The 12,841-nt window shown below is 68.1% G+C and carries 10 protein-coding genes; 6 read left to right on the top strand and 4 right to left on the bottom strand.

What is annotated here, in order from left to right:
• Window positions 1-81 precede the first annotated feature (81 nt).
• The gene (locus AB0F43_RS34390) at window positions 82-1,404 is read right to left on the bottom strand and encodes a sugar ABC transporter substrate-binding protein (RefSeq protein ID WP_360486695.1); all 1,323 of its coding nucleotides are present in this window, start codon (window positions 1,402-1,404) and stop codon (window positions 82-84) included.
• A 310-nt stretch (window positions 1,405-1,714) separates the two neighbouring features.
• A complete protein-coding gene (locus tag AB0F43_RS34385; protein ID WP_360486692.1) occupies window positions 1,715-2,791 on the bottom strand; it encodes a LacI family DNA-binding transcriptional regulator in 1,077 nt (358 codons plus the stop codon).
• A gap of 86 nt (window positions 2,792-2,877) precedes the next feature.
• On the opposite strand from AB0F43_RS34385, the gene AB0F43_RS34380 reads away from it, so the two are divergent.
• The 6 genes from AB0F43_RS34380 (at window position 2,878) to AB0F43_RS34355 (ending at window position 9,210) form a co-directional block, all read left to right on the top strand.
• Window positions 2,878-4,623: a DapH/DapD/GlmU-related protein gene (locus tag AB0F43_RS34380; RefSeq protein ID WP_360486689.1), complete on the top strand. Its 1,746-nt coding sequence runs from the start codon at window positions 2,878-2,880 to the stop codon at window positions 4,621-4,623.
• A 405-nt stretch (window positions 4,624-5,028) separates the two neighbouring features.
• Window positions 5,029-5,538 carry a hypothetical protein gene (locus tag AB0F43_RS34375; protein WP_360486686.1) on the top strand — a complete coding sequence of 170 codons (510 nt, stop codon included), beginning with the start codon at window positions 5,029-5,031 and terminating at the stop codon, window positions 5,536-5,538.
• A 27-nt stretch (window positions 5,539-5,565) separates the two neighbouring features.
• The gene (locus AB0F43_RS34370) at window positions 5,566-6,138 is read left to right on the top strand and encodes a hypothetical protein (RefSeq protein WP_360486683.1); all 573 of its coding nucleotides are present in this window, start codon (window positions 5,566-5,568) and stop codon (window positions 6,136-6,138) included.
• Window positions 6,139-6,252: 114 nt separating this feature from the next.
• On the top strand, window positions 6,253-6,618 hold the full coding sequence (locus tag AB0F43_RS34365; RefSeq protein WP_360486680.1) for a hypothetical protein: 366 nt from the start codon (window positions 6,253-6,255) through the stop codon (window positions 6,616-6,618).
• A gap of 157 nt (window positions 6,619-6,775) precedes the next feature.
• A complete protein-coding gene (locus AB0F43_RS34360) occupies window positions 6,776-8,035 on the top strand; it encodes an SAM-dependent methyltransferase (protein WP_360486678.1) in 1,260 nt (419 codons plus the stop codon).
• Window positions 8,035-9,210, top strand: a complete 1,176-nt coding sequence (locus AB0F43_RS34355) for a hypothetical protein (protein WP_360486676.1) — start codon at window positions 8,035-8,037, stop codon at window positions 9,208-9,210. The genes AB0F43_RS34360 and AB0F43_RS34355 overlap by 1 nt, the downstream gene beginning before the upstream one ends.
• A gap of 421 nt (window positions 9,211-9,631) precedes the next feature.
• Here the strand turns inward: AB0F43_RS34355 and serC are convergent, their stop codons facing one another.
• Window positions 9,632-10,759, bottom strand: a complete 1,128-nt coding sequence (gene serC, locus AB0F43_RS34350; RefSeq protein ID WP_360487196.1) for a phosphoserine transaminase — start codon at window positions 10,757-10,759, stop codon at window positions 9,632-9,634.
• Between the two features lie 529 nt (window positions 10,760-11,288).
• On the bottom strand, window positions 11,289-12,152 hold the full coding sequence (locus tag AB0F43_RS34345; RefSeq protein ID WP_360486673.1) for a phytanoyl-CoA dioxygenase family protein: 864 nt from the start codon (window positions 12,150-12,152) through the stop codon (window positions 11,289-11,291).
• Window positions 12,153-12,841 lie beyond the last annotated feature (689 nt).

Below are 12,841 nucleotides of genomic sequence, written 5' to 3'. Positions count from 1 at the left end.
GCGTTGCGTCCTGACACGGACGTTGCGTCCGAAGAACTGGCGAGACGTCTCACCAGTTCTTCGGACGCAAGCGGCGTACGGTCAGCTGCTGGCGGCCACTTGATCCTCGGCGGTCTTCAGCGCCGCCTTCACCTCGTCGGCGGTCACCGTCCCGCCGGTGGCGATCTTGGCGAACATCGTGTTCATCGCCTTGCCGACGGTGCTCTCGTACTGGTCCTCGGCCGGCACCAGCGGCAGCGGCTTGGACTTGGTGTTGTAGATGTCCTGGAACGTCGCGGCCTCCTCGGCGTTGTCGGTGAAGACCGGCTTCGCGTCCTTCAGCACCGGCAGCGAGGCGAACGGCTTGCCCAGCGCGGTCTGGGTCGGCGCGTCGGTCATGTACTTGACGAACTTCAGCGCCGCGTCCTTGTTCTTGGTGTTCTTGAAGATCGACAGGTTGATCCCGGCCACGTGGCTCGCGGTCTGGTTCGGCGCGGCCTGCGGCGCCGGGAAGGCGACCACGCCGTACTCGCTGCTCTTCATGCCGTTGGCGGCGATCGAGGAGTCGGCGTTGTTCTGGTTGATGATCATCGCGACCTTCTTGGTGGCGAAGTCGTTCACCGACTTGGTGCCGTTGTCGTACTGCGCGTTCGACGGGTTGGCGACCTTGTCCTTCTGCATCAGGTCGAGGTACCGCAGGACGCCCTGTACCTGGCCGTCACCGGTGAAGGTCGGCTTCCCGTCCTTGTCGAACCAGTCGGCGCCGTTCTGGGCGGCGTTGATGAAGGCGAAGTGCACGTTCTCGGTGTAGCTGCCGGCCGCCAGCGCCATCCCGTACTGCTTCTTCGCCGGGTTGGTCAGCTTCTTGGCCGCGGCGACCATCTCTTCCCAGGTCTTCGGCGGCTGCAGCCCGGCAGCGGCGAACATCGCCTTGTTGTAGTACAGGCCGTAGGCCAGACCGTAGAGCGGAACCGAGGTCGGGTCGGTGCCTTCCTTGCCGCCGGTCGCCAGAGCCGTCGGCACGAACTTGTCCTTCCCGCCGATCGCGGTCATCGCGTCGTTGTCGAACGGCAGGAACGCGTCGGTCGCCTGCAGCGACGCGGCCCAGGTGTTGCCGATGTTGACCACGTCCGGCGCCTGGCCGGAGGTGATCGCGGTCTGGATCCGGGTCTGCAGATCGTTCCAGCCGATCACCTCGAGGTTGACCTTGATCCCGGTCTCCTGGGTGAACTTCTGCAGGACCGGGGTCAGCACCTCCTTGTCGTTGTCCAGGCTGGTGCCCTGGTTGCTGGCCCAGTAGGTCAGCGTGGTGTCTCCACCCGAGTTGCCGCCGGAGGAATCGCCCGAGTCGCTGCCACCGCAGGCGGCCAGGCTGATTCCCAGGGCGGTCGCCGCTACTGCGGCTACAAGCGAACGCAGTCTCACGTCGGACTCCCTCGTCCCGTCGAGCCCCCGCGGACATGCGGAGGCGGATCGGCCCCATAGTGGCCTAACCGGTTAAGTTTCGAAACCCTAACCGGTTCAGTAGGTAGTGCTTCGTTACTACCTCGTGACGTCCCCAACCTTCACCGGTTGCTGGGCAAGCGCAATCCGACACGCTCCGAAACCACTCGACTTCATAGAGTTCTAACGTGCGACGCAGTCCGGCCTTCGAGGGGTAACCCCTGGGTTTGCGCCTGCTTCCCTCGTGTACGTCGCGGAGAACCCTGCGGTCGAGGGGATATCCCCGCCAGCCTCAGCGGGCCGGGCCGGACGACTCCCGGACCCGCAGGTCCCCGGCCGGCGCCTCTTCGTGCAGCTCGGTCTCACCCGCCGCCACCCGGAGCAGGAGGTCGGCGGCGGCGCGGCCGCGTTCCATCGTCTTCTGGTCGACCGCGGTGATGCCCGGCCGGGCCAGCTCGCACAGCGGCGAGTCGTCCCAGGCGAGAATCGACACCTCACCGGGTACGTCGGTGCCGAGGTCCATCGCCACCCGGAGCGCGGCCACCGCCATCAGGTCGTTGCCGAGCACGATCGCGGTCGGCCGCTTCGGGCCGGTCAGCAACTGGCGGGTCAGCTCGGCGCCGTCGTCGTACCGGTAACTGCCCTCGACGTGCCGGATCGTCATCCCGCGCCGCTCGGCCTCCTCGCGCAGCATCCGCACCCGCAGCTGCTCGTGCACGAAGGTGAACGGGCCGCTGATGTGCGCGACGTCACGGTGCCCGAGCCCGGCCAGGTGGTCGAGCAGCAGCGTGACCGTCTCGACCGGCGAGCTGATCAGCCGCCCGACCTCGTCGTCGGGGTCATTGGAGCTGACCACCACGCACGGCATCCCGAGCTCCCGGAGCAGCGTGATCCGCGGATCGTCGTCGTGCTCGTCGAACAGGATGAACCCGTCGACCCGCCCCTGCCGCGACCATCGCCGCAGTACGTCGAGATCCTCGCCATGCTCACCGGTCAGCCGAAGGAGCAGTGACGAGTCGACCTCGTTCAGGTACTGCTCGATGCCGACAAGCGTGCGCATGTAGAACGCCTCGGTCGAGATCAGCGCGGGATCGCGGGCGATCACGATGCCGATGGTCCGGGTCCGGCTGGCCGAGAGTGCGACGGCGGCCGAGTTCGGGTGGAAGCCGAGCTCCTCTGCCAGGTCGAGCACCCGCTGCCGGGTCTCCTCGCTGACGCCGGCCCGGCCGTTCAGCGCGTACGAGACCGAGGCCTTGGAGATGTGCAGGTGGCGTGCGAGATCGCTGATCGTGACTCGCCGGCGCCCGCCACCGCTCGCCGGACCGTCATCGGCGCTGTCTCCGCCGACCAAGGATCCGGGTGTCGTCATGTCTGCCTGGTACCCCGCACAGCCGAGAGGGTAGCAGCGAGTTTCTCGGGGTAGCGGCGGTCTCGAGGTTTGGATAGCGTTTTCCCATGACCTCTGCCGAACCTTTGCGCCTGGATTTCCTGCCCTGGGAGTACACCCGCGTCGCCTCCGACGAGGAGCGCCGGCGCCAGGCCGAACGGCAGCAGCGGCTCGGCGGTTCGCTGTCACTGGCCGACGACGCGTACGTCGCGGAGTCGGCGGCGGTGTACTGCGACGAGCTCCGGATGGGGGAGCGGTCGTACATCGCGGCGCACGCCTACCTGACCGGGCGCGTCACACTCGGATCGGACACCACGATCAACCCGTTCTCGGCCGTCCGCGGCAACGTCACCATCGGCGACGGGGTCCGGATCGGCGCGCACACGTCGTTGCTCGCGTTCAACCACGGGACCGAGCCGGGCGAGCCGATCTTCCGCCAGCCGCACACCTCGCTCGGCATCACCGTCGGTGACGACGTCTGGATCGGCTCGAACGTCACGGTCCTGGACGGCGTCACCATCGGCCCGCACTCGATCATCGGCGCCGGTGCCGTGGTCACCAGGGACGTCCCCGCCAACACCATTGCCGCCGGCAACCCGGCCCGCGTACTGCGCTCACGCGAGCCGGAGCCGGTCAGCTCCGGTGATGGCCCGCGCCGGCCTGATCCGGTCAGCTCGGCTGATGGCCCGCGCCGGCCTGATCCGGTCAGCTCGGCTGATGCCAGGCGCCGGCCTGATCCCGCCACCGATCTGGCCGATCGTCTCGCCTCCTTTGCCGCCAAGGCTCGCGAGCAGGCTGACGACGTACTCCAGCGGTGCTGGGACGGCGAGCGGTTCGTCGACCGGCCCGGACTCGGTCACGAGCCTGCGATCCGGCCGTGGTGCGACGCGGTGGAGATCGCCGACGTGCTGCTTCGTCGTACCCCTGAAGGGCATACTCGCGACGACCTCGTCCGGCGCCTCCGCGCTCGCCAGGACCCGGAGACCGGTCTGGTCTCACCAGGCGACCTCGCCGACGCCGGCCTCGACGCGGCTGCTGATGAGAAGTTGTCGGTGCTCGAGGGGCCGGCCAGCTACCACGTTCTCTGTGCCGGGTATGCGTTGCAGCTGCTGGACAGTTGCTTCGAGCATCCGATTCGGATCGACTTCGCACCCGGTGAGCTCGAGCGCCGGCTCGACAACTTGCCTTGGGCGAGGCGCGCCTGGTCGTCCGGTTCGGGAATCGATGCCCTTGGCACCGCTCTGGCCCGAAACCTCAAGGACCACGGGGAATCCGGGCCGATGGAGACGCTGATGGGCTGGCTCATCACCCGTGCTGATCCTGCTTCAGGGATGTGGGGTCGACCGCATCCGGACGACGGATGGTTGCAGGTCGTCAATGGTTTCTATCGGCTGACCCGCGGCACGTATGCACAGTTCGGCTTGCCGCTGCCGTACCCCGAACAGGCGGTCAAGACAGTGCTTGCCCACAGCAACGACCGCCGGACGTTCAGCGGTGACGGCTACAACGCGTGCAACGTCCTGGACGTGATCCACCCGCTCTGGCTGGCCGGCAAGCAGACCGACGTACGCCGTGCCGACGGCGTTCGGTGGGCCGAGGACCAGCTCACCCGGATCCTGGATCGCTGGGTCGACGGTCAGGGCTTCGCCTTCGCACCGGACGGCACCGACGACCGCTCCATCCCCGGCCTGCAGGGCACCGAGATGTGGCTGTCCATCATCTGGCTCCTCTCGGACTACCTGAACCTGTCCGACGCCCTCGCCTACCGCCCTCGCGGCGTCCACCGCCCCGAGCCCCTGCTCAGCCCTCGCTAAACCACCCGTCAGCGCCCCCGCGCCACCCATCACCTGCTGCGTTCGCTCTCGCGCCGCCGCCCATTGCCCCAGTTACTCGACATCAACGGCGGATCGACCCCAGGCGTTCCTGGTAGACAACTACCCACTCGGGTGCTTCGGGAGAAGGAGGGGTCTACTAGCCTGGCGACGTGGATCCCCGCACCCGCCGACTGGTGACCTCCCTCGTACTGGCCGCACTGGTCGCCATGGTCGTCGTCGCCGCTCTCGTCCGCTGACACTTCGGCGACTAACGTTCTGCGGCATGACAGTGCTCTTGGCCGGGCCTCCGGCGCCGGCTCGGTCATGGGGCTTTGGCTCCCGCCCTTCCCTCGTCGCTCCAGTCGCTTCGCTCCCTCCACTCCTCAGTCCGGGCCGGGAGGCCCCATGAGCACCACGGGAGCACGGTCGCCGTACCTGATGCGAGCGGGGCTGGTCCGCAACGTACGGTCCGCCGAACACCTGACCACCTTCGTGGTGTCCGGTGTGGCGACGGTCCTGATCACCCGCCTGTTCCTCGGGCTGAGCGGCTATCCGCAGATCGGCGGCAAAGGCCTGCACATCGCCCACGTCCTGCCCGGTGGCCTGCTGATGCTGGTCGCGATCTCCCTGCTCCTCGCGTACGTCGGTCCCGTCGTACGGCCCGCGGCAGCACTGATCGGTGGCGTCGGCTTCGGGCTGTTCATCGACGAGGTCGGGAAGTTCGTCACCTCGGACAACAACTACTTCTACCAACCGGCCGCGGCGATCGTGTACGTCATCTTCGTGCTGATCGTGCTCGGCACCCGGTTCCTCACCACCCGCCGGCCGATCGATCAGCGCGAGCAGCTGGCCAACGTGGTCGACCATGCCGTCGAAGGTGTCGCCGGTGGGCTCTCCCGCCGTCGGCTGGCGTAGGCCTCGGAGCAGCTTCGCCAGGTCAGCGTGGAGGTTCCTGGCCGGCATGAGGCCCGTGAGCTACTGGCCGCCTGCCCGGCTGACGAGGTGGAACTCGCCGCTCCGGTGGATGCCGCGTGGCGGGCGCTGCGGCGTGGGTTCGACCGGCTGGCGACCCATCCACTCGCGCCTCGGGTCGCGGTCGCCGTACTGGTCGTCCAAGCGATCGGTGCGCCCGCCATCGCGGCCGCGATCCGGTTCGACGACGGGTTGTTCACGGACTTCCCTGTGCTCGGTGTGGCCGCGGGGAGCTTGCTGTCGGCGTCCTTCACCCTGCGTGGTTGGCTGCAGCTGCGGAAGAGGAACCGGGCTCGTGCGGTGCGGTTGTTCGAGCTGGCGGTGCTGGTGTCGTTGCTGGTCACGCAGGTGTTCCAGTTCGCGGGTACGCAGTTCGCGGCGGTGGGCGGGATGCTGCTCGACCTGGTCCTGCTGGGCTTGCTGAGCGCCGAGCGCGACCGGATGCGCCGCAAGGAAACCGAGGCCGCGAAGGCCAAGACGTGGGGCCTGCCGCCGGATCCGAGCCGTCCGCCGTTCCCCGAGGACCCGTCGGATCCCGTCTAGCGGTTGTCCACAGCCTGCGAATTTGTCGTCGCGGAGAGCGTGGATCGCGGCATCTTCTCTGTCGAGAACGGACCGGAAGCGCCGGGTTCGTATGACGAACGGAGAGGACGACCCATGCTGCGAGTGATGCTCGAGGACGACGACTACTGCGACGTACCGGCCGAGCTGATGACCTTCGACGACGGGGCAGTGGTGTTCTGGCGCGACGGCGAGGAGGTCGGCCGCCACCGCCAGGCGCGGATCCGATCGCTGGAGCTCCTGGACACCCGCTCCATGACCCGCAAGATCAAGGCCGCCCGCAAGAACCACCCCAACGCCTTCCGCGTCTGGTCCGCCGAGGAGGAGCAAACCCTCACCGACCTCTACCGCAACGGAGCCACCAAAGACGAACTGGTGGAAACCCTCGGCCGCCAACCAGGCGGCATAGCCACCCGCCTCCGCTCCCTAGGCCTCCTCAAAGAAGACGAACGCCTCGAATGACCACCCCACCAGGCGCCGACGGATACTCAGAGTGCTGGGGCGGCAGGTCCCGGACAACTTCTGCCGGGAGCTCATGGGAGGCGGTTGGGTGGGTCCCTCCGCGGGGTTGGGCGAGACCGTTTTGTGATCGTGATGAGGGGTCGGAGACAATGGCGCGATGCAGTCAGACGTGGATCCGGATCGGAGCTCCGGCGAACCGGGTGCCGGTTCCGGAGCGGAGTCCGGCGTGCGCGACGTGATCCGTGCCGCCCTGCTGGACCCGACCGGCCTTGTCCGTGCGGTCGCCTCAGGCCGCCGCCGCGGTCTGGAACCACCGCACTACCAACGCATCGAGCTTCGGTACGTCGACCTCAAGAACCTCCGCCACCTCCAGATCACCGAGTACGACGAACGCCAGGCCCACACCCGCAACGTCGCCGGACCGGATGCGGAGAAGGCCGTCGACGAGCTACTCGAGCTGCCGTACGGGACGTGGCACGTCGAGACGACGACCGAGACCCTGCGGCTGCGGTACACCAAGAAGGGCAAGGAGCTACTCCACCGCGAGGCGGACACCCGAGAGCAGGAGACCAGCCACGACCGCGTGAAACAGCGGGTCCTCGACCCAGCCGCGCCGTTCCTGGTCGAGCTCGGGATCAGCGATCACCACGGCCGGGTGAAGCCGTCCCGGCAGGCGAAGTACAAGCAGATCGAGGAGTTCTGCAAGCTGCTCGCCCCGGCCCTGGACGAGGCGATCGCCGCCGGCCGGATCGCGGCCGACGGACCGATCCAGGTGGTCGACCTCGGCTGCGGCAACGCCTACCTCACCCTGGCCGCCTACCACCTCCTGACCGCGGCCGGGCACGACGTACGCATGACCGGCATCGACCACAACCCAGCGGCGCGCAAGCGCAACACCAGGGTCGTGACGGCGCTCGGCTGGCAGGACCACCTGCGCTTCGTCGACGCGACCATCCAGGCGGCGGAGCTCGACGTACGCCCGGACGTCGTACTCGCGCTGCACGCCTGCGACACCGCGACCGACGACGCCCTCGCCCGGGCGGTCGGCTGGGAGGCGCCGCTCGTCCTCGCAGCTCCGTGCTGTCATCACGACATCCAAAAGCAGCTCAAGAGCGTCACACCACCGGCGCCTTACGCGCTGATGACGCGATATGGCATCGTTCGTGAGCGGTTTGCCGACGTCCTGACGGATACCCTGCGGGCGGCGGTACTTCGACAGGTCGGATACCGGGTGGAGGTCGTGCAGTTCGTGGACAGTCAGCACACCCCCCGCAACCTCCTCCTCCGCGCCGCCCGGACCGGCGCCCAGCCCACCCCCGACCTCCAAGCCGAGTACAAATCCCTGACCACCGCCTGGCAAGTGACCCCCCGCCTGGCCGAGCTACTCCTGACGGACAGCCATGAGGTGGTGTCGTGATGCGGGTTCGGACTGGTCTCGCTCTGCTGGCGGCCGGCTTCTTCAGCCTGGCCGGTACGGCGGTCCCGGCCGGAGCATCAGCCGCATCGCCCCAGTCCGCGTCGCCGCAGTCGGCGTCCGCCGCCCTCGCCGCCCCGCGCGCTGCCAGGTCGGCATCGTCGTCGCAGTCCGGAGTGCTGCTGCCGGCCGCGGATCCGACCCCAGGGGTGAAGAAGCTGTTCACGATCCGCGACGAGCGGATCGCCGAGTCGTCGGGCCTGGCGAAGAGCCAGAAGTACGAGGGCATCTACTGGACCGTGAACGACTCCGGCGACAGAGCTCGCGTGTTCGGCGTCGACACCACCGGCAAGGTCCAGATGGTGCTCACCTTCAAGGCGGAGGTCCGCGACGTCGAGGCGGTGGGGGTGGATCGCGATGGAACGATCTACATCGCCGACATCGGCGACAACAAGGCCACCCGGGACATGATCGAGATCTACACGATCCCGGAGCCCGACAAGCTGGGCGACGCCGGCAATGTGCCGTACCACCGGTACGACTTCACCTACCCGGACGGCGCCCACGACGCCGAGACTCTGCTGGTAGAGCCCGGTACGAACCAGCTCTTCATCGTCACGAAGTCCACGAAGGGCGGCGCGATCTATGCGGCACCGCCGTCCCCCTCCCGCCAGGGCACGAACAAGCTGACCAAACTCGCACCCGCCCCGGCCGGCGTCTTCACCGACGGCACGTTCCTCCCGGATGGACAGCGAGTGGTACTGCGGACGAACACCGGCGTCTCAACCATCGCCTGGGGCGAAACGCCGACCCTGCTCGCGAGCGCCACCGTCTCCGCGGCTCAGGGTGAGTCGGTCGCTGTCGGCCAGACGAGTGACACGGTCCTGGCCGGCATCGAGGGTGCGGACTCTGTCGTCTACCAGGTCCCGGTCCCGTCCAAGCAAGCCGGAGCGACCCCACCCGCCGCCGCAACCCCCAAGCCCGGCACAGCCAGCGAGTCGAGCGACGAACCGGCGAAGAGTCACAACCTCCGCTGGATCCTCATCGGCGCCGCCGCCTTCGCCCTGATCATCACCATCATCACCTTCCCCCCAGGCCGCCGCGAACGCCTGGACCGCATGGCCGAAAACGCCCGCCTAACCGGCCAATCCCCACCGACCCCCCACCGCCGCACCTAGCCCCGTCCCCCGCCGCCACACCCCAACCTCCAGAACCACCAACCTCCAGCACCTCCCCGTCCCGCCCCCCGCTCCCCAGCCGACACTCCGCCGTCCCGACGTACCCCAAGTGCGTACGCCGATCGCCCCGCGGCCAGCCCAGTCGCTCGGCTCACCCCTGCCGCGCATCGCCCCAACCCGATCCGCTGACCCCGCGCCCCGCGACCTGTGCCACGCCTTCCCGGCGCCTCGCCGTCCCCGCTTACCACCCGGCGCGTACGTCGATCGCGGCACGGCCAACCCCCAGTCACTCGCCCACGGCGTCCCCGCCTTAACCACGCCCAGCAGTTGCTCCAGTGGACCTAATCGGTTGGCCAACGCGAACAGCCGCCGGTCCCGGGTGGGACCAGCGGCTGCTTCGGACTAACGGATTGTTAGAGACCTACTTCTGGCGCTCGACGACGTAGTCGATGGCTTGGGTGAGCTTCTCGACGTCGTCGGGGTCGACCGCGGGGAACATGGCAACGCGAAGCTGGTTGCGTCCCAGCTTGCGGTACGGCTCGGTGTCGACGATCCCGTTGGCCCGCAGCGTCTTCGCGACCGCCGCGGCGTCGATCGAGTCGTCCAGGTCGATGGTTCCGATGACGAGCGAGCGGGCGTCCGGGTCTTCGACGTACGGCGTGGCGTACTCGGACTTCTCGGCCCACGTGTACAGCCGGGTGCTCGAGTCGGTCGTCCGCGCGACGCTCCACTCCAGGCCGCCCTGGTTGTTGATCCAGTCGGTCTGCTCCGCCATCAGGAACAACGTCGCCAGCGACGGCGTGTTGTACGTCTGGTGCTTGCTCGAGTTGTCGATCGCGGTGGCCAGGTCCAGGAACGCCGGAATCCACCGGCCGCTCGCGGTGATCTCCTCGACTCGAGCCAGCGCGGCCGGGCTCATCACCGCGATCCACAGGCCGCCGTCGGAGGCGAAGCACTTCTGTGGCGCGAAGTAGTACACGTCGACCTCGTTGATGTCGACCGGCAGGCCGCCCGCACCCGAGGTGGCGTCGATCGCGACCAGTGCGCCCTCGTCGGCACCCTCGACCCGCTTCACCGGAGCCATCACGCCGGTCGAGGTCTCGTTGTGCGGCCAGGCGTACAGATCCACGCCGGCCTCGGCCACCGCGACCGGCCGCGTGCCCGGGTCGGACTTGACGATGCTCGGCTCGCCGAGATGCGGCGCCAGTTGCGCGGCTTTGGCGAACTTCGAGGAGAACTCGCCGAAGCTCAGGTGCTGGCTCTTCTCCCGGATCAGACCAAACGTCGCGATGTCCCAGAACGCGGTCGAACCGCCGTTGCCAAGCACCACCTGGTATCCATCAGGCAGCTGGAACAGGTCAGCCACGCCCTGCTGCACCCGTGCCACGAGGTTCTTGACCGGCGCCTGGCGGTGCGACGTACCGAGCAGCTTGGCGCCCTCGGTGGCGAGAGCGGCGACAGCTTCCGGACGCACCTTCGACGGACCGGCCCCGAAGCGACCGTCGGCGGGCTTGAGCTCTGCAGGAATCTGAATGTCGCTGGTCACCAGCGGTTTCCCTTCGTCGTCTGGCCTTCCCTACGCCGACGACGCTGTCAGCCCCCCTATCCTCCCACACCCCCCACAACCCACCCCCACGGGTCTCACCCAACCCCCACCCCACCCACGCACTCCGCGCACCAGACGGACGCACCCGCCCACCAGGTCGCCGCTCGCCGCCCGCCGCGGAGGGTGTACGCCGCCGACCATGCTGTCGCCTCAGAGGATGCCCGCTCACCCCGCCCACGCGGACTTCGCGACCACCCCTCCGACTGCCGCCGTATGCCGATCACGGTCCCCGTCGCCAGCCGTACGCGCTGTACGTAATCCCGGGTGCACCGTACGACGGCGGTGCACCGTACGCCGCCCCCATCACCGCGCGCTGTATGTCGCACCCACCACAGCGCGCTGTACGCCCAGCAAGCCGGGCACCAGCTATAGCTTCTGTATGCGGACCACCGCCGACCTATTAGCTGCGGCCGGGCGCACGAGGTCGCGCCGGTGTCTGCAGGGCGCTCGTGCTGCAGGTTGTCGCGAGGTGTTACTCGTGTTTGCGGGTGACAGTCTCGGTGCCGGTCATTCGTACTACTGGGCCGTCGGGGCCGTCGGCCCATTCGCCGCAGGCGCCGCCGCCTTCGGCGACCTCCAGTTCGAGCGGGCTGCCGTCCATCCGGAGGGCGGGGTGATAGTACTGGGCGACGCGCTCGGCCTCGCCCTCGATGTAGTGGCCGATGAGTGCGCGACGGAAGCGGTCGGTGGTGACGTTCGGCGCGCTGCCGTGGACTAGGGCGCCGTGGAAGAACAGCACGTCGCCAGGCTCCATCTCGACCGGTACGGCGGCGTCGGGTTCCGGCAGTGGGACCGTGATGTCGGTGAAGCTGACCTTGGTGTCGGCCTTCTCGGTGCAAAGGATCGGCCAGCGGTGGCTCCCCGGGACGACCTCGAGGCAGCCGTTCGCCCGGTCCACCCGGTCGAGTGCCATCCAGGCGGCGATGCAAGTCCCGGGCTCGGCCTTCAGATAGAAGTTGTCCTGGTGCAGCGCCTGCCCGCGGGAGCCCGGCGGCTTGAAGTAGATCATCGTCTGGACCGCGTACGGCGACCTGCCCAGTAGCACAGTCATCACCTCATCGAGGCGCGCGTCGATCAACCAGCGCAGCGAGACGTCGTCCCAGCGGTGCATCTGCGCCATCCGCGGGTACCTGCGCAACGGATCCCGGCTGTTGCTCGTGTGGCCGGCGAAGTCGTGGGGATTGGATCCACGCTTCCGGAGTTCCATGTAGTGGTCCCGCAGTCGCTCGGCCTCGTCCGTGCCGAACAGTCCGCGGACCAGCGTGTAGCCGTTGCTGTCGAACTCATCCTTGTACGTCGCGGCCGACTGCTCTTGGACCTTGTACGAAACGCTCATCCACCACTCCCGCGGTAGTCCGGTCACAACTCCCGGATAGCTCTACTCTGTTTCCTGATACCGCATTCTCCGAGCGGTCGCTGCCATCGGGCCACGGAAGATCGGCGCAAGGAGTTGAACTATTGACGCATGGACTCGCCGCCGGCGAACCGCTGACGCTGCGACTGCTGTCTGCCCCCACGTTCTGGCGGTGTGAACCGAGCTGGTCGTGGAGGTCGCGCCCGCTGCCGGACTACCTGCTTTGGTGCGTACTCGACGGGCGGGGACGACTGGAGCTCAACGGCAACGACCGAGAGCTGCACCCGGGTGTGTGCGCAGTCTTCGCTCCGGGCGATGCGCCCAGCGCCACCCACGACCCACGCCGCCGCCTGCTGGTCTTCGGCATGCATTTCGACGTCGAAACTTCAGACGCCGAAGGAGACGATGGTTCGGGGGACCAAAGGTTTGGCGTCGAAGGATCTGATGTCAAAAGGTCCGACAGCGGAAAGTCAGGCGCCGAACGTCCTGGCGCTGAGAGGACTGGGGGTGAGCAGCGCCGGGTGGAGCGGGGCAGGGCTGAGGTGGGTGGGGTGGAGCGGGGCAGGGCTGAGGTGGGTGGGGTGGAGCGGGGCAGGGCTGAGGTGGGTGGGGTGGAGCCGGCTCTCACCCTCCAGGACACCAGGCCCGCGGAGCTCGAGGTGTATTACGGC

The sequence above is a fragment of the Kribbella sp. NPDC023972 genome (assembly GCF_040639075.1).
GTDB lineage: Bacteria > Actinomycetota > Actinomycetes > Propionibacteriales > Kribbellaceae > Kribbella.
This window is presented reverse-complemented; position numbering and strand designations above follow the sequence as displayed.

Excerpts from the sequence above, each read along its gene's own strand:
- AB0F43_RS34355 (WP_360486676.1), top strand. The coding sequence starts at position 8,035 with ATGCGGGTTCGGACTGGTCTCGCTCTGCTGGCGGCCGGCTTCTTCAGC.
- AB0F43_RS34360 (WP_360486678.1), top strand. The coding sequence starts at position 6,776 with ATGCAGTCAGACGTGGATCCGGATCGGAGCTCCGGCGAACCGGGTGCC.
- AB0F43_RS34375 (WP_360486686.1), top strand. The coding sequence starts at position 5,029 with ATGAGCACCACGGGAGCACGGTCGCCGTACCTGATGCGAGCGGGGCTG.
- AB0F43_RS34380 (WP_360486689.1), top strand. The coding sequence starts at position 2,878 with ATGACCTCTGCCGAACCTTTGCGCCTGGATTTCCTGCCCTGGGAGTAC.
- AB0F43_RS34385 (WP_360486692.1), bottom strand. The coding sequence starts at position 2,791 with ATGACGACACCCGGATCCTTGGTCGGCGGAGACAGCGCCGATGACGGT.
- AB0F43_RS34345 (WP_360486673.1), bottom strand. The coding sequence starts at position 12,152 with ATGAGCGTTTCGTACAAGGTCCAAGAGCAGTCGGCCGCGACGTACAAG.
- AB0F43_RS34365 (WP_360486680.1), top strand. The coding sequence starts at position 6,253 with ATGCTGCGAGTGATGCTCGAGGACGACGACTACTGCGACGTACCGGCC.